We start from the raw sequence: 17384 nt of genomic DNA, 5'->3' as shown, positions 1-17384 counted from the left end.
TGTATCCTTTCCATTGTAACCTACTATAACACTACTGGAGGAATTCAATATGAAAAAATATGCTTTTATAACAGGTGCGAATAAAGGAATTGGATATGAACTTGTTCGTCAATTAGCAGAAAAAGATTATCACGTATTTTTAGGTGCTCGTAATGAACAACTTGGACAACAAGCCGTAGAATCTTTAAATGTTTCAAACGTTTCCTATATTCAAGTAGATATTTCAAATTCACAATCCATTCAAGAAGCAACAAAGAAAATTTACGAAACGACTGACCACTTACATTTATTAATTAATAACGCAGGCATAGCGCTAGACTTCAATACGCTACCTAGTGAATTAAATATTGAAACTTTACGCCAAGGATTTGAAGTTAACTTTTTTGGAACTTTCCAAATGATGCAAGCCTTTTTACCATTATTAAAGAAATCAAGCAACAGTAAAATCATAAATGTAACAACTGACATGGCCTCACTAACAATGTTTGCTAATGGTGAAACACATCCAATTAATACACTAGGATATAATTCTTCCAAAACAGCTATTAATGCTTTAACATTAGCTTTTAGTAAAGAATTTTCCACTAACGGTCCAGAAGTATTTGGAGTAACTCCTGGTTTTACAACTACGGATCTTAATGGAAATTCCCCCGGTGGCCATACAACCACTGAAAGTGCTAAAATTATTATTAAATATGCATTAAGTGAAACAAACTATAATGGTAAAATATTTAACAAAGATGGCATTATACCTTGGTAATAAAAGGATGAATGATATGTATTATACAATTGGGCAAGTCGCCAAAATGCAACATTTAACTATTTCTCAAATACGTTATTACGATAAACAAGGACTGTTTCCTTTTCTGCAAAGAAACGAAAAAGGAGATCGAGTTTTTGATGAAGAAGCACTGAAATATTTAGAGATGATTTTGTGTTTAAAAAACACTGGTATGCCAATTCAAAAAATAAAACAATTTATCGACTGGTCTATGGAAGGAGAATCTACCATCCTTCAAAGGTTAGAATTAATGAAACAACAGGAGACCAATGTCTTACAGCTCATTCAAGACACTGAAAAAAACTTAAAAAAGATACAACAAAAAATTGCTAAATATGAGATTGAAATAACTTCAGCAAATGCTATTAAAAAATAAAAAAATCACCTTCTACATGTTGTAGAAGGTGATTTTTATTTTATGATGCTTGCTTTCCTTTATCTGCATCATCTACATACCAGATGAATTTGCCTGTATATCCGTAAATAACTGCTAAAATTAACGATACGAAGCTTAACCACATAAACGGAACGTATGAGAACGTTGCTACACCTAAAATACCAGCCATAAAAATACCATTATCAGACCATGGAACCATACCTGAAGTTAACGTTCCACCTACTTCTGAGTTACGCGCTAATACACGACGGTCTATTTTTAATTTATCATAGCTATCTTCCATAATTTTTGGTGTTAAAATTAGTGATACATACATCGCACAACCAAATATATTAGCTAAGAATGCCACGATTAATGTAGACAATGTTACATTACCTGCAGAATTTAATTTCTTCTCGAATTTTGATACGATTACTTTTAAAACACCTAATTTTTCAAGTAATCCACCAAATCCTAAACCGAAAATAATAACGGCTACTGAGCCAAGCATGCCGTTAATTCCACCACGGTTTAATAACTTGTCAACAAACTCAACACCAGATTGAATTGAGAATCCGTTATAAGCTGTTCCAATCGCCTCTCCAAAGTTCATCCCTTGGAAAAGAGTTGCCCAAATTGCACCAATTAAAGCTCCCATTGCAATTGTTGGCATAGACGGTTTCTTCATCGCTAATAGAACGATAACAATGACCGCCGGAACAAGCATCCATATTTTAATATCAAATTGCTTTAATAAAGCTTCTTTTAAAAATTCTACTCGATTCAAATCTACATTATCGCCGCCATACATCCAACCAGCTACAGTAAACATAATACTAGTAATAATGTAAGCCGGAACATCTAATACGAGCATAGCTCGAACGTGAGCGATAACATCTACTTTCGCCATAGAAGCTGCAAGAACTGTGCTATCAGAAAGTGGTGATAATTTGTCGCCGAAATAAGCTCCTGAAAGAACTGCACCAGCAACAAGCGGAAGTGGTAAACCAAGTCCTTCACCAATCGCCATCATAGCAATACCTGCTGTTCCCACTGTTCCCCAAGACGTTCCTGTTGCGATAGAAGTTATAGAACAAATAATTAATGTTGCTAATAGGAATATGCTAGGGTGAATAAATTCTAATCCATAATAGATTAATGTTGGTACTACCCCACCAGCAATCCATGTTCCAATTAAAGCACCTACTGCAACTAAAATCAGTATTGCTTCTAATCCGTTAGAAATCCCTTTCGTAATTGCATCTTGCAATTCTTGATAACGAAATCCTAATCTTAATCCAAGCGCAATTACTAAAAACCATGAAATAAATAGCGCTAATTGAATTGGGAGATCAAAAATCGTTTGGAAGGAAAAGACAACAGCAAGAAATAGTAATAAAAGAACTATGATTTCTAGCATCGATGGTAATCTTACACTTTTCATTTTTTTCTCTCCTTACAAGTCGATAACATGACGTATGTCGTCTTACATGTATGTAATATACAATTAGCGAAGACAAAACAAAATTTTCATATTATTTCGATTTATTTTTCCAGTATAATATATTCACAACCCTTTCTATTGTAAAAGTAGATTACGTTTTTCGCAATGAAAAATATAAAAAATGTTGTATTTTTATTTATCCCGATATTTTCAGCCAATAAGACCTCCGCCTTAAAATTCAGTAAGTGCAAAGCACTTAGGTAAGAAATTAACTACTGTAAAATTCCGAATTGATATGAACGTATTAAAGCTTTACTTTATTTACAAGGAACAATCCCATACTAACTTTTTTAATATTTGCTGCAACAAAACTTTTTACAACTATCTTCACTTTTTAATTCACACCATTATGTTCTACATAAAAAAATAGGGCACACATCATAAAAATGATGCATGCCCTATCTTTATTTATACATATTTTGTATTTCTTCTTTATTTTTAAGTATTTCCTCAAACTTATCACTACAACCCTTCGGAAATAACACTCCCAGTCCATATGAATGCGCAAATTGAAAATGAGGGTACTTCGCTTTTACCTCATCCCAAAACTTATACACGCCGAAATCACTACTTCTAACTTCAATATCATGAAATAATACAATACCGTTTTTCGCGACTTTCGGTATCCATGTGTTATAATCGTGAGAAACAGCTTCATACGTATGATAGCCATCAATATGCAAAAGATTTATCGTTTCATCTTGAAACCGCTCTACAGCATCATCAAAAGTAGATCGAATTAAATTTCCTATATTAAGGTAGTTATCACTCACTACTTTTTCTACTATTTGAAAAACCCCTTCTCCATATGGACCTGTATGCCCATCTCCAGCCCAAGCATCTACTGCAAAGCATTTAGTCGATAACCCTCCATCTTTTACTCCCTGACAAAAACTGAAGAAAGAAGCACCTAGATGTGTACCTAACTCAACTAAAGTTTCTGGTTTTTCAAATCGTACTAAGTCATATGCAAAATCTAAATGTCCACTCCACGCAGATTGTGACCGAATAATAGGACTAAATGTTTCAAATTCAAATGATGGTTTATGAGTAACCCAGTTCATCGCATAACTCCTTCTGCACATATTTTTAACAAACCAAATTACTCTTATCTTTATTTTTTTATCGCCTTGATTATGATTCTATTTCATGAAAATATGAAGAATTTATTCTTTTCTATTGAGGTAAAGCATCATATACATATGGGTCAGTTGGCTTATTAATTTTCTCGATTTTGTTTACTTTTACAAGTGGAAAGACTGTTCCTTTATATGTCGTTTCATCTAATAATCCTGTTATTTTCACCCATGTTTCTTCTGGAGTTTTTTCAATATTTTTCCCGGTAACAATCATCCCCCAGACTGATGCATCCGCAATACAACAAGTTATACCATATCGAGCCACTACTGTTTTATTACCCGTCACATCTTTATCCTTATATATAAAACCTAAGAATGTAATTTCTTTCCCTTTAAACCAATTAACATTTTGACCAATTACATTCATTGTTTGAACATAGTCCTTATCCTTTACTTGTAGTTTACGCTGTCCTAACATACTTTTTACTACTTGCTCTTCCGTTTTATAAGTCGTTGATAAATTTGATGTTTCTTCTGGATCAACGGATACTTCTCGCCCATCAAAATTAACCTGTTCCCCCTCTTTTTCATTCCTTTCCAGACTTCTCGACTGTACACTTTGATTCATACCCCTTTTTCCTGCTAAACTTCCATCAATTGTTACACTTCCAAAGAGAAAAGCACTAACTATCGGAACGACAAATAAAACATATACAAAGAAACTTTTTATCCCTGATTTTGATGTTGTATGATGTTTACAACAATTACAATCATGCTGTTTCTCTCTTCCATCTCCCCAAACTTGTACAGTACCAAAAATTAAAATTACTACAAAAGCTATATACGTAAATTTGATCATTTTTGGAGCGATAAAATTATAAATATTACCTGTTACAAGTAGTTTAAATAAGAGCATTGCTAAACCAATTAAAATAATGCCACGAATATAGCGATGATATGCCTTCTGCTCCTCTTTCTCCATTCTTTCTCACCTCCTATAACATTATGATTTGCAGGATGGTATACACAGATGCAATGACAATTCCTATCAAAAAGAATACAAATCTCTTTTGAAAATATGCAAATAGCATTAACGTATTTTTCATATCAAGCATAGGCCCAAATACAAGAAATGCGAGAAGTGCCTTTACCGAGAAAACATGTCCAAAAGATGCCGCTATAAAAGCATCGGCTGCAGAGCAAATTGATAAAACATAACCAAATCCCATCATAATAAAGGGGGCAATTACTTCGTTATGTGCTATTGCATCCAGTACATTCCGATCAAAAAACGTTTGAAATACACTTGCTAAAAAAGCACCAATCAATAAATACTTACCAGTACCAAAAAACTCATCTACAATATGATTCATAACATCTTTCCAACTCTTTTTATTGCTTGTTTGAACTGAAACCTCTACGTCTTTTAAAACATTTCTTTCGCGATAGCAATAATACACAATTAGACCTATGAATAGAGCAACTAAAATTGTTATCCCAAAGCGTGCATATACAACGTAATCATTTTTTTGAAACGCATATACAGTAGATAAAAGAACAACTGGATTCATAATGGGTGCACTCAGTAAAATAACAATGCCTACATGAAGTGGTAACCCCTTTTGAATGAGCCTTCTTACAATTGGTATAATGACACATTCACACATTGGAAAAAGAACTCCCACAAATACTGCCGGAATCATTGCAACAATCGGAGATTTCGGCATTACTTTTTGAATCATATCTTCCGTCACAAACACTTGAATACATGAAGAAACAATTACCCCTAATAAAATAAAGGGTATTGCTTCAAAAATGATACTTAAAAATACTGTATTCACATTCAACCATTCCTGTGGCATATTTTTGTGCAAATTTACTAGACTTGTAAAATCTACAAAAAATAATAAAAAGAGAAACATAGCGATAAGAGCTATGCCTGCTAATTCTTTTGAAACTCTATTAAAGACCAAGCTTCTCGCCTCCATTTTATTTACATGTAAACATGTGCTTGTCCAAATGCTTCATACTACAGCACAAATTTTATAGTCTATTTCTATTCTTAAATCGTAATCATTATGATTTATTATTGATTTTTCTTTTCCTATCGTTTAATATAAAACGTAATCATTACGATTTAAAGGAGAGATCGTTTCATGAAAAAAGTACCTATCACTGTATTAAGTGGTTTTTTAGGATCTGGAAAAACTACCTTACTACATCACATTTTGACTAATAAGAATAACTTAAAAGTAGCTGTTATCGTTAATGATATGAGCGAAGTAAACATTGATGCATCTCTTATAAAAAAGGGTGGTTTTTCACGTACGGAGGAAAAACTAGTAGAAATTCAAAATGGCTGTATTTGTTGTACACTACGGGAAGATTTAATGATAGAAGTGAATCGTCTTGTTGAAAATGGTGATATTGACTATATTATTATTGAATCTTCTGGTATAAGTGAGCCTATTCCAGTTGCTCAAACGTTTACTTATACAGACGAAGTTCTTAACATTGATTTAACGAAAAATTGCCGCCTCGATACGATGGTTACAGTTGTAGATGCAAATAGATTTTGGGATGATTTTGCAGACGGGGAAAGTTTATTAGACCGAAAACAAGCAATCGATGAGAATGATACCCGGGAAGTTATTGATTTATTAATAGATCAAATTGAGTTTGCAAACGTAATTATTCTTAATAAGATAGATTTGCTAGAAAAAGAAGATGTGATAGAGCTTCATCATTTACTAAAAAAATTAAATCCTAAGGCAAAAGTTCTTGAATCTTCGTTTAGCAAAGTACCATTACAAGAAATTTTAAACACAAATCTATTCAATTATGAAGAAGCCAGTCAATCGGCCGGCTGGATACAAGAATTAAATAGTGATCATCATACACCTGAAACGGAAGAATACGGTATCAAGTCCTTTGTTTACCGCCGCAAATATCCTTTCCATCCCAAGCGCCTTATGAGTTGGTTAGAAAAATGGCCTTTAGATGTTGTAAGAGCGAAAGGATTCTTCTGGCTGGCATCTCGTAATAATATGATAGGGCTTCTATCTCAAGCAGGTTCCTCTATTACAATTCAAGGAGCCGGTGAGTGGATAGCGGCATTACCTGAAACTGAAAGAAATCAAATGATTACAGAAGAACCAGAAGTATTGAAAAACTGGGATAAACAATATGGAGATCGAATAACCGAACTCGTATTTATCGGAATTGATATGAACTGTTCTTTAATTGAACAATCATTAGATAGTTGTCTATTAACAGAAAAAGAAATGAGACAAGATTGGAATACATTTATTGATCCTATACCGGCTTTTACTTATACTTCATAATAATTAATACAAGGCTTCAGTAGAATGAAGCCTTTTTACTTTATAGCACTCTTACTTAATAGGTTTGCTTTAATTATAAATACAATTGTACCTAAAACAATTAATATAGCATATACGATACCAACTACATTACCTATTTTTTCTAAGCCAAGCGGTAATATTATAGTAGCAACTCCGACTATATAAGAAAATGCTCCTGAAAGCTTCGCTAATTTATTTTTATCTCCAACAAACGTTTCTTCTTGATATCCTGCTAACAAAAACAACCTCTTTTTCACATGTATTTGATACACTAAAAAAATGATAAGTAACCCAACAAATAAACAAACTAAAAATCCAGCTAACATATACTCCCCCTCCTCTACAATATTTTACTATACACAAAAAACAAATTAGAAATTTCAGTTTATTAACGAGTCATTCTGTGATATATTGCATATTGTATTCAATTTATATTTTTAGAAAGGAGAATTTTAGATCATATGGATTCAAATCGATTAAAAGGAATTATAATGGTCATAATCGGCGCTTGTTTATGGGGCTTGTCTGGTACAGCTGCACAACAACTTTTTCAATATGACAATGTTTCAACCGAATGGTTAGTTACGATCCGTTTACTTATATCTGGAATTATTTTGCTCATTATTTCCTCATTCGGAACGAGAAAAAAAGAGATATTTGGCATTTGGAAACAAAAATCTGATGCTATTAAAATGATTTTGTTTGGTCTATTCGGTATGCTTGCTGTACAGTATACGTATTTCGCTTCAATTAAAGAAGGAAATGCTGCCGTGGCAACATTATTACAATATTTAGCTCCTATATTCATCACTGTATACTTACTTTTCAAATGGAACGTTCGTCCATCAAAAATTGATTTCATTTCAATTACCCTTTCATTAGTAGGCACTTTTCTCTTACTAACAAACGGGTCTGTTCATAACTTGGCTGTTTCTACACCAGCTATTATTTGGGGTATTTTATCTGGATTATCTCTCGCTTTTTATAGTTTATATTCAAAGGAATTGTTAGAAAAATGCTCTTCCTCCGTTATCGTTGGATGGGGCATGATTATTGGGGGTATTGGTGTAACGATTGTACACTTTATTTCTACAAACGAATTCATTTTATTATCAACTATGAAATATGTAAAACTAAGTACCCTACCGCTCATCACATTTGTCGTCATTTTCGGGACACTTATTGCCTTTTATTTATACTTAGACAGCATACGATACCTGACTCCGAAAGAAACAACATTATTTGGTTGCACAGAACCACTCGCAGCTATTATTTCTTCTGTACTTATATTGCACGTGCCATTTCAATCTTTTCAGTTATTAGGCGCTTTTTGTGTCATTGTAATGGTGCTCATCTTAAGCCAAAAACCGGATGAAGGGAAACAAAAATTAAAGCTTGTTCATGCAAAAAAGGAAAATATACAATGAAAGGATTGAATTCACTATGCCTGTCCCTCAAAATTATAAAAAACCAGGAAGAATTTCAGCAAAATCACTCGTTTTAAATCAACTACAAAATTGGATTATTGAAGGTGTACTGAAGCCCAATGAAAAAATTAATGATGGGGAATTGGCTGAGGCACTAGGAGTAAGCAGAACACCTGTAAGGGAAGCACTTCAAATATTAGAGCTTTCTGGATTAGTGGAAATGGTACCAGGGCAAAAAACGAAAATTGCTCCTATTAAGTTAGACGACGTATCTATCATTTATGAAACGATGGCTGGTCTTCACTCTATTATAGGAAAGCAAGCTCTTCAAAACATTACAGACGCTGATATTCAACTACTTTCTGAAATAAATGATCATTTTCAGCACTCTATAGAGAAAAAAAACACAAAACAAGCTTTAGAATTAGATATACAATTCCACAATACAATTTCTTCTATTGCTAAAAATCAATATATTGAACCCTTTCTAGAAAATATGCAACTTCACGTTTTACGTCTTGAATATTTGTTTTTCCAAAACTTTGTTCCAGCAAGTCAATCTATTGAAGAACATCACTCTATCATTCAAGCATTACAGAAGCAGGACGAAAAACAAATGGAACAAATAATGACCCAAAACTGGCTCCGTCCCATGAAAGAAATACAAAAAATAATTTCTACGAAGTAAAAAAAGAGCTGGTTACACAAAATCGTAACCAGCTCTCCTTTTACTAATCTATATAGCTACGCCTGAATATTCGCATAACCTTCCATATCTTCGTACTCTTTTTCCAATTCCTCTAAAGACAGCTCGTATAATTGTCGGTCGCGAATCTTAAACACACCTGCTCCAATTAACTCATCAATTAAATGCCTCTTACGATTTTCAACAGCAAAACGGAGTTGACTACTCATCTTTTAAAAAACTCCTTTCTACAATCATTGAAAATGATAATCTCTATCAATTACCACTTTTGATTATAAAAGATGACTCTTTATAAGTAAAGTAATTTCATGAAATATTTACCTTGCAAAGTATTTGTGGCCACATTATATATATGTATGCCGTGCGAAAAATGTTATGACACTTTTTCTTATCCTTTTTCTTTCATACTTTGCAAGTTGTCTCATCATGGTGAAATTCACCATCTATTTCTACTTGAATGGTGACATGTTCTACATGAAACTTCTCCTTTAATACATCCGTAGCCTCTTTTAAAACACTTTGCGTTTCATTACCTTTAATAATCAAGTGGCAAGTTAATACTTGAAAATCCGATGTGACAGACCATATGTGCAAATCATGAACTTCTTTAACAATCGGAATATTTAATAACGTACTTTTTACCTCTTCAACATTTATGTGCTGTGGTGCACCTTCCATTAATATATGAACCGTATCACGTGTTACACGCCATCCACTAATAATGACTAAAATAGACACAAGAATACTAGCAATCGCATCTGCAGCAGTCCATCCGAAAAATTTAATAAGTAACGCAGCAATGATCGCTCCGACGGAACCCAATAGATCGCCTAGTACGTGTAAGAAAGCACTTCTTAAATTCAAATTACCTTTCACATCTCCGCCTCTCATTAATATCCAAGCTGATAAAATATTAATAAGCAGACCAAGGACTGCAATAATGAGCATCCCATTACTAGCAATCTCAACTGGTTCTTTAAAACGACGGATTGCTTCAATAAAAATGTATACCGAAATGACAATAAGAACGACACCGTTACATAATGCTGCTAACATTTCGACTCGCTTATATCCATATGTTTTCACAGTTGTTGCTGTTTTTTCTCCGAGCTTAAACGCAAGTAAACTTAAAGCTAAAGATACTGCATCACTTAGCATATGCCCCGCGTCAGATAGTAGTGCTAAGCTATTTGTTACAAATCCACCAATAACTTCTGCAATCATAAAACTTGTTGTTAGTAGGAAGGCAATTAGTAACGCCTTTTTATTTTTTGAATGACCATGATCATGCGAATGTCCCATACTTATACTCCTTTAAGTACAATATCTGTATGTTAGTATGAAACAACCCCCCCATCTTTATCCCGAATCGACTGATTGTAAACGCCCGCTTCCTCTGTATACACACTTCGCTATTTTTTAGACAATCCCTTTTTCTCAAATAAAACAAGACTACTTCTTTTTTATTTTCATATTGTTTACTAATGAAAGAATTTTAAGGAGGTTACTTAAATGAAACGTTTATTTCTCTGTATGGAACGTGAACTTGTTGTAGTGAAAGAACAATATGATAACTATGAAACGACTTACCACTTACAAAATATGCAACCTACCTGTATCGCTGTTGATCCGTTCCACCCAAACCGTGTATATTGCGGAACATTTGGACGAGGTCTATGGTTAAGTGACGATAGCGGGGATTCATGGAGACCAATTGGAGATTCTTATCGTTACTTTGATTTCCCTAAAGAAGATGGTATTTTACACTCCTCTATCACTTCCATAACAATAAGCTCAAATGAACAAGTGAACGGATATGGGGTCGTTTATGTCGGCACAGAACCGAGCGCTTTATTTCGCTCTGAAAATGGTGGTGAAACGTGGACTGAACTTAAAAATATGAAATCATTATTATCTTCTTATACGTGGGCTTTCCCGCCTAGACCTTTTACCCATCACGTACGCTGGATTACAGTTGATCCAAACAACCCTAATACAATACACGTTTCAATCGAAGCTGGTGCTGTTATTCAAAGTAACGATAAAGGGCATACATGGATTGATAAAAAATTCGGTGCTCCTATCGATGCTCATCAATTACTTATGCACCCTGAAGCACCAAATCGCCTTTATGCATCATGTGGTGACGGATTTATGGGCGGACCTGATCGTGCTTATCTTGAAAGTTATAACAATGGAAACAGCTGGATCTCATGTAGTGAAGGACTTGAACATCATTATTTATACAGCATGGCAATTGATCCAGCTGATTGTAATACGATTCTAGTTTCTGCCGCGCCAAGTGCTGATCTGGCTCATCATCGTATCCCTTATGAGTCTTATATTTATCGAAAAACGAAAGATACTCCTTTCCAGCAAGTACAACAAGGACTACCATCTGCAATCGGTACAGTCATTTCGATGTTTGCGACAAACAAGGCTGAACCACATACGTTTTACACGTTAAATAACAATGGCGTCTTTCAATCCAATGATAGCGGCGAATCGTGGGAACAACTAAATATTCCGTGGAAAGATGAATATAAAACGCAGCATCCGCATGCATTGCTCGTTACTAGTTCTTAACGAAAAAAAGACTGCCTAAATGGTTTTAGGCAGTCTCTCTTTTATTTCTTTAAATCAATGACAATATCATCTAACACAATATCTTTACTCTTCGCTTCTTTTTTCGGCACTTCTATTTTCTTCTCTTTCCCATTCACATACTCTACTCCACCATGATTTTCAGGTGTATGTACTCGCAAGTGCACGCGAGGTGTAACGATAAGCTTTGTTGCATTTTCGTTTAGTTTTTGGAAGGTGGCACTCCAATGGATATTGTAAGGATCGTTGCCACTTCCCCCATTTCCTTCACCCGAATAAATATTCCCTAAATCATCCTTAACCGTCAATTCAACATCTACACTATCCCATTCTTTCCTCGCGCCCTTAGAAACCTCTTGATTGTAATAAAGAATAAATGAAACTGGCGATATTGCGACCTTTTCCATATTTGCTTTTATACCTTCTTTTTCCGAACTCCCACCAATTGTTCTCTCTTTACTATCCACTGATTTTACAGTTAAGGCGAAATTCCAATTACCTTGTATTGATTTTTTCCTATCTGGCATCTCTATTCTCTCTATATTCCATCTAAAGTTTACTTTGTCCTTTTTATTGCTATCATGATGCGTCGTTGTTACCATACCTACATACTTTTTTTCATTAACTTTAGTCATTTTACCACTGCCTGAACTACCATGAGCGTCCATTATATCCAATCCACCTAATATGATAGGATCCTCCCCTAAGTCCTGCTCACTTTCCAGTGAATACGTTATAGATAATGTTCTGCCATCAGAAATTACATCATTAATTGTAACCTTAACTCCATTACTCTCCCTCGTCATATTCAACTCGGTCGAAAACTCTTTATAATTTTCATATAACCCCGTTCTACCATTATCTAAAAATCGGAATATGTCACCTACAATTGGCAATCCCCCTGCATATGTAGGAAAACCGATACCAAGAGTTGCAACCGATAACCCTACTAAAATAGATGCAGCAGCGACACCTTTTTTCCAACTTTTCATCTTTTTCTTCGTACGTATCGATTGTTTTACATTTCGTTTTACTTTTTCCTTTTCAATTTCAGAAGCCTCAATTTCTTCTAGTTCTTTTTCGTCTATATCAATATCATTTAATAGTTCATAAATGTCTTTCATATCGCACTACCTCCAAAACTAATATTCGTAGCATTTTGTTGTAGTTTCTTTTTCCCCCGGTACACTCGATTATCAATTGCTGCCCGAGTTAATCCTAACTTGTCACCTATTTCCTCTGTCCTCATACCAAGTAAATATTTCATAATGAACACCTTTTGATCTAGCGGCTCTAATTGATTAATGAGCTTCAATAATTCTTCCCTATCTTCCATAACGATTAATTCGTCTTCTGCTGATTTTTCTGTACTGATATGAAGCTCATCTGAAATGATTTCTACTGTTTTAGTCGATTTCCGATAATAATCAATTGCTTTAAACTTTGCAATCGCTGCAATCCACTTTTTAAAATCACTCGGCTCTCCATGAAATTTATTTGCGTTATTCCAAATGGAAAGAAATATATCGTTTATACATTCCTCTATGAGTCCATCATTTTGAATGGGAAGTAGAACTTTATGCGTGATCCCCTTTATGAGTGGTAAGTATGTATCGACAACAAATTCTAACGCGTCTTCTTTTTGCCGCTGTAATCTTTTTATAAAATTCTTCTCATTTGATTTCATGTAGCGATTCCCCTTATTGTTTTGTAAAAGCTTTTACACCCTATATAACGTCTGAGAAATTTTTTTCTCTCATCTTTTTTATTTTTTGTATGTAATGGAATACTTTCCCTTAGCCATTGTCTCACATAACTATGCGTTCAAAGAAAATTTTCTCAAGTCTGTAATTTAATTCATGTAGTACACTATTTATATAGTCATTTTTTAACTTGGTGTACATTTTATTTCATTAATCTACTATTTTAATTTAGGAGATGAGATGTGTATGTGTGGAATTACAGGTTGGGTAGATTGGAAGAAAGACCTTTCAAATCAACATGTTATTTTAAAAAAGATGGCAAATAGTATTCAGCATCGTGGCCCAGATGCTGAAGGATTTTGGTTTTCACCTCATGCGGCCTTTGCACACCGGCGTTTAATTGTAATTGATCCAGAAGGCGGGACACAGCCGAAGACATTCCGTGCTGATGATTATACGTATGCTCTTACTTATAATGGAGAAATTTATAATTTCCGTGAACTTAAAGAGCAGCTTCAAAAATGTGGGCATGCATTTGAAACCCATTCAGATACAGAAGTATTACTACATGCTTATTTAGAATGGAAAGAAGACTGCGTACGACATTTAAACGGAATTTTCGCTTTTGCCCTATGGGATGATCAGAAGCAACAATTGTTTTTAGCACGAGATCATTTAGGTGTAAAACCACTCTTTTTTACAGAAAGAAATGGCAGTATTATTTTCGGCTCTGAAATTAAAGCATTATTAGCACATCCATCTGTCCCTGCTGAAATTGATGCGGATGGAATAAATGAAATATTTGGATTAGGCTTATTTCGCACTCCAGGGTGTGGCGTCTTTAAACATATTCAAGAAGTACGTGCTGGACATTCTATAACATTTACACGTCATAAAAAAGTAGTTACGAAGTATTGGAATTTAGAAAGTAAGTTCCATACAGACTCTATAGAAGATACATCTTCGCATATTTTATCTATTTTACAAGATACAGTAAAAAGACAATTAATTGCCGATGTTCCTCTCGTTTGTATGTTATCAGGCGGATTAGACTCTAGCGGTATTACTGCACTTGCGGGTAAAGAATTTGCTGCTGAAAATAAAACACTTCATACGTATTCTGTTGACTTTGTAAATAGCGCAAAAGATTTCGAACTGACATTTGCTCGCACTGGTTTAGATGCACCTTGGGTAAAACGCGTTTCTGAACATGTCGGGACAGCGCATCATGATATTATTGTGAATGCTGAAGAATTAGCAAATCAATTATTCGTTCCCCTTCATGCGAAAGATTTACCGAGTGCTGGTGAAATGGAAACTTCACTATATTTACTATTTTGCGAAATGAAAAAAGATGCGACCGTAGCTTTATCCGGCGAATCGGCTGATGAAGTATTCGGTGGATATCCTTGGTTTCATCAAGAAGAACTACTATATGTAGATAAGTTTCCTTGGCTAACAAATTGGAAAAATACATCTCCTCTTCTACTAAATGAAGTAAGTAACCAATGTAATCTAGAAGACTATATTGATACACGATTCCAAGAGGCGATACTTGAAGTACCTACTCTTGAAGGCGAAAGTAAAAAATCCGCGAAACAACGTCAAATGTTTTATTTATTTTTAACAAGATTCCTTCCTTTCTTACTTGACCGTAAAGATCGCATGAGTATGGCTGTTGGATTTGAAGTTCGTGTACCGTTTTGTGATTATAGATTAGTTGAATATTTATGGAATGTTCCTTTCAACATAAAAAGTATTGATAATATTGAAAAAGGCATTTTACGTAGAGCACTACAACCAGCTTTACCTGACGATGTACGCAATAGAAGAAAAAGCGCTTATCCAACTTCACAAGATCCACTCTACTTACAAACAATCCGTAATTTAACACTTGATATGTGTAACAATAAAAACAATCCTATTTTCTCACTTATTAACCATTCCATCTTACTTTCAATTGCTAATCAAAGTAATAAAGAGATTAACAATTTTGAGGCAAGAAGTGCCATGGAGTATATGCTACAAGTAAATGAATGGTTGAAAACATATCATATCCATATTGCTTAACAAAAAGGAGTTCAAGGATAAAAACCTTGAACTCCTTTTATATTAATTAGCACATTGTTTATTATCAGTATCAATAGACCATCCAATAATCGTGGCACAGTCTCTACCTTTCCACTGCAGTACATTTGTTAATACGGGCTCAATCTGCAAGCTATTTCCGTCGTGTAATATTTCTACTAAAGATTGATCATCATCAAACCTTCGTTTGTCACACTCTAAAATACCGTCCGTTGCCATTACAATGTGATTCATTCCTTTTTCTAATCCTCTTACACCTGACGTAAAGCAAGGTGTATTTGCTGCAAAAATATTTTTCCTGCCAATATATTCGTAATTCTTCCGTTTATTTAATCGTCCTTTTCCATTTTTCGTTTTCTCAGAATGGAATAAATACGCGAAACAATCACCAACTGATAACCAATATAAAAATTCGCCTTTTCGTAAACAAATTAAGCAAGCGAGTTCCTCATCATCTTGATCACACTTTTTAATAAATAACTCATCTGTAAATAACGCTAATAAGTACATATGTGTATGATGGAAAGCTAAATGTATTGGATATGAGAATAACTCTTTTAGTTTTTCTTTTCTTTCCGAAATCGCTTCTATTATATAATCTATATTTTTTGTTTTGTGATGTGTATCAAAAATCATAACAAATTCAAATTGTAATTCAGGATCCCACCAAGCCAGCACCGCATCTCCTCGTTCATATGCATCACTCTCTTGATTTCCCCCATATACGCCGACTGAAAGAGGACCACATTTTTCAACATGTATTTCATCTACATACATCTGTTCATGACTAATCCATTTGAATGTATTCACAGCTATCATCCTCTCTCTTGCTAAATGTATACCTTTACACATAGATTACCTTATATTTCAATAAAAATAAACTTTTTCAACATTTTTTATCCAAATAAAAGGATTTTATTTCTAAAACAACGAATATATCTTACTATACGATATAAAAAAGGGGATTTATTATTATGAACAACATTAATCAACATTGGGAGAGCATTTATTATCACTTACGATACGAATACGAGGACAACCTTTCCCACCAAGCAATTCGTATTTTACAAATCGTTTCTCGTGAGAAAGATATAACAATTGGAAAAGTCGCTACTGAACTTAGTCTTTCTCATAACACAGCGTCTGAACACATAAAGCGCCTTATTCAAAAGGGCTTCATCATTAAAGAGCGAAATAAAAAAGATGAAAGAGTTGTAAACCTTACATTAACAATTGAAGGAATTGAAGGATTAGAAAAACATACTTTACTAGATAAAGAAAAGATAAAAATATTAGAATCACAGTTATCAAAAGAAGAACAACAATTAATTGAAAAAGCATTTTCGTTATTAGCGAAGGAGGCAAAATATGCATTTCCTCGTTAAAGTAATCGTTTCGGCACTTATTATCGGCATTATCACTGAAGTCGCTAAACATTACAGTACGATAGGTGGCTTTATTGCTGCCCTTCCTCTCGTGAGTTTACTTAGTTTATTTTGGATTTCATTCGAAGGCGGAAATAAACAAGAATTGAGTCAATTTGCTTTAGGGGTATTATATGGATTCCCCGCATCAGCACTACTATTATTTATTGTCTATATTGGTTTAAAAAATTCATTTACACTTAGTACATCTGTCCTACTTGGTATAGGTGTTTGGTGTATCGTTTTTGCTTGAGGGTGTTGCAAAACTCATAAATATCCAAAAATGAATGCATAAAGAAACCCGTTTTCCTGGAAGAATGATAGTAT

Annotated in this window: 19 protein-coding genes; 9 read left to right on the top strand and 10 right to left on the bottom strand. The window is 34.1% G+C overall.

Annotated features, from left to right (window positions below):
• Positions 1–49 precede the first annotated feature (49 nt).
• Positions 50–760, top strand: a complete 711-nt coding sequence (locus ACQRBL_RS08385; protein ID WP_000759553.1) for an SDR family NAD(P)-dependent oxidoreductase — start codon at positions 50–52, stop codon at positions 758–760.
• Between the two features lie 16 nt (positions 761–776).
• A complete protein-coding gene (locus ACQRBL_RS08380; protein WP_014481997.1) occupies positions 777–1157 on the top strand; it encodes a MerR family transcriptional regulator in 381 nt (126 codons plus the stop codon).
• A 40-nt stretch (positions 1158–1197) separates the two neighbouring features.
• Here the strand turns inward: ACQRBL_RS08380 and nhaC are convergent, their stop codons facing one another.
• The 4 genes from nhaC to ACQRBL_RS08360 all read right to left on the bottom strand — a co-directional run bounded on the left by nhaC (position 1198) and on the right by ACQRBL_RS08360 (position 5728).
• Positions 1198–2601 carry a Na+/H+ antiporter NhaC gene (gene nhaC, locus ACQRBL_RS08375; protein ID WP_000843992.1) on the bottom strand — a complete coding sequence of 468 codons (1404 nt, stop codon included), beginning with the start codon at positions 2599–2601 and terminating at the stop codon, positions 1198–1200.
• A 464-nt stretch (positions 2602–3065) separates the two neighbouring features.
• Entirely contained in the window at positions 3066–3725 is a 660-nt protein-coding gene (locus ACQRBL_RS08370) for a class I SAM-dependent methyltransferase (RefSeq protein WP_411995718.1), read from the bottom strand.
• A gap of 112 nt (positions 3726–3837) precedes the next feature.
• Positions 3838–4722: a TIGR03943 family putative permease subunit gene (locus tag ACQRBL_RS08365; protein WP_000409940.1), complete on the bottom strand. Its 885-nt coding sequence runs from the start codon at positions 4720–4722 to the stop codon at positions 3838–3840.
• Between the two features lie 13 nt (positions 4723–4735).
• Positions 4736–5728, bottom strand: coding sequence for a permease (locus ACQRBL_RS08360; RefSeq protein ID WP_411995719.1), 993 nt, complete (start codon positions 5726–5728; stop codon positions 4736–4738).
• A gap of 168 nt (positions 5729–5896) precedes the next feature.
• Between ACQRBL_RS08360 and ACQRBL_RS08355 the strand changes: the two genes are divergently transcribed.
• Complete coding sequence (locus ACQRBL_RS08355; protein WP_411995720.1) at positions 5897–7084, top strand: GTP-binding protein; 1188 nt, start codon at positions 5897–5899, stop codon at positions 7082–7084.
• A gap of 35 nt (positions 7085–7119) precedes the next feature.
• On the opposite strand, the gene ACQRBL_RS08350 is transcribed toward ACQRBL_RS08355, so the two are convergent.
• Positions 7120–7431 carry a DUF3784 domain-containing protein gene (locus ACQRBL_RS08350; protein WP_000879383.1) on the bottom strand — a complete coding sequence of 104 codons (312 nt, stop codon included), beginning with the start codon at positions 7429–7431 and terminating at the stop codon, positions 7120–7122.
• 135 nt (positions 7432–7566) lie between these two features.
• On the opposite strand from ACQRBL_RS08350, the gene ACQRBL_RS08345 reads away from it, so the two are divergent.
• Together ACQRBL_RS08345 and ACQRBL_RS08340 are read left to right on the top strand one after the other, a co-directional pair.
• A complete protein-coding gene (locus tag ACQRBL_RS08345; RefSeq protein WP_411995721.1) occupies positions 7567–8532 on the top strand; it encodes a DMT family transporter in 966 nt (321 codons plus the stop codon).
• 16 nt (positions 8533–8548) lie between these two features.
• On the top strand, positions 8549–9220 hold the full coding sequence (locus tag ACQRBL_RS08340) for a GntR family transcriptional regulator (RefSeq protein WP_003270099.1): 672 nt from the start codon (positions 8549–8551) through the stop codon (positions 9218–9220).
• 56 nt (positions 9221–9276) lie between these two features.
• Here the strand turns inward: ACQRBL_RS08340 and fbpA are convergent, their stop codons facing one another.
• Together fbpA and ACQRBL_RS08330 are read right to left on the bottom strand one after the other, a co-directional pair.
• The gene (gene fbpA, locus ACQRBL_RS08335; protein ID WP_044796735.1) at positions 9277–9447 is read right to left on the bottom strand and encodes a Fur-regulated basic protein FbpA; all 171 of its coding nucleotides are present in this window, start codon (positions 9445–9447) and stop codon (positions 9277–9279) included.
• A 193-nt stretch (positions 9448–9640) separates the two neighbouring features.
• On the bottom strand, positions 9641–10540 hold the full coding sequence (locus tag ACQRBL_RS08330) for a cation diffusion facilitator family transporter (RefSeq protein ID WP_000510023.1): 900 nt from the start codon (positions 10538–10540) through the stop codon (positions 9641–9643).
• 210 nt (positions 10541–10750) lie between these two features.
• Between ACQRBL_RS08330 and ACQRBL_RS08325 the strand changes: the two genes are divergently transcribed.
• Positions 10751–11824 (top strand): WD40/YVTN/BNR-like repeat-containing protein, encoded by a 1074-nt coding sequence (locus ACQRBL_RS08325; protein WP_000825318.1) that lies wholly within the window; start codon positions 10751–10753, stop codon positions 11822–11824.
• 41 nt (positions 11825–11865) lie between these two features.
• Here ACQRBL_RS08325 and ACQRBL_RS08320 read toward each other — a convergent pair whose 3' ends face one another.
• Together ACQRBL_RS08320 and ACQRBL_RS08315 are read right to left on the bottom strand one after the other, a co-directional pair.
• Entirely contained in the window at positions 11866–12966 is a 1101-nt protein-coding gene (locus tag ACQRBL_RS08320; RefSeq protein ID WP_000653129.1) for a DUF4179 domain-containing protein, read from the bottom strand.
• Positions 12963–13529 (bottom strand): sigma-70 family RNA polymerase sigma factor, encoded by a 567-nt coding sequence (locus ACQRBL_RS08315; RefSeq protein WP_411995722.1) that lies wholly within the window; start codon positions 13527–13529, stop codon positions 12963–12965. Before ACQRBL_RS08315 ends, ACQRBL_RS08320 begins: the two co-directional genes overlap by 4 nt.
• A gap of 262 nt (positions 13530–13791) precedes the next feature.
• Between ACQRBL_RS08315 and asnB the strand changes: the two genes are divergently transcribed.
• Positions 13792–15615: an asparagine synthase (glutamine-hydrolyzing) gene (asnB, locus tag ACQRBL_RS08310; RefSeq protein ID WP_411995723.1), complete on the top strand. Its 1824-nt coding sequence runs from the start codon at positions 13792–13794 to the stop codon at positions 15613–15615.
• A 42-nt stretch (positions 15616–15657) separates the two neighbouring features.
• On the opposite strand, the gene ACQRBL_RS08305 is transcribed toward asnB, so the two are convergent.
• Positions 15658–16485: a protein phosphatase 2C domain-containing protein gene (locus tag ACQRBL_RS08305; RefSeq protein ID WP_002040904.1), complete on the bottom strand. Its 828-nt coding sequence runs from the start codon at positions 16483–16485 to the stop codon at positions 15658–15660.
• A 122-nt stretch (positions 16486–16607) separates the two neighbouring features.
• Between ACQRBL_RS08305 and ACQRBL_RS08300 the strand changes: the two genes are divergently transcribed.
• The gene (locus ACQRBL_RS08300; protein ID WP_063546992.1) at positions 16608–17018 is read left to right on the top strand and encodes a MarR family winged helix-turn-helix transcriptional regulator; all 411 of its coding nucleotides are present in this window, start codon (positions 16608–16610) and stop codon (positions 17016–17018) included.
• The gene (locus ACQRBL_RS08295) at positions 17002–17310 is read left to right on the top strand and encodes a DUF3147 family protein (RefSeq protein WP_411995724.1); all 309 of its coding nucleotides are present in this window, start codon (positions 17002–17004) and stop codon (positions 17308–17310) included. Before ACQRBL_RS08300 ends, ACQRBL_RS08295 begins: the two co-directional genes overlap by 17 nt.
• Positions 17311–17384: the final 74 nt, after the last annotated feature.

The sequence above is a fragment of the Bacillus sp. AF62 genome (assembly GCF_050312695.1).
Classification (GTDB): domain Bacteria; phylum Bacillota; class Bacilli; order Bacillales; family Bacillaceae_G; genus Bacillus_A; species Bacillus_A cereus.
Note: the sequence above shows the minus strand (reverse complement) of the source record. Positions and strands in the feature narration are given on the sequence as shown.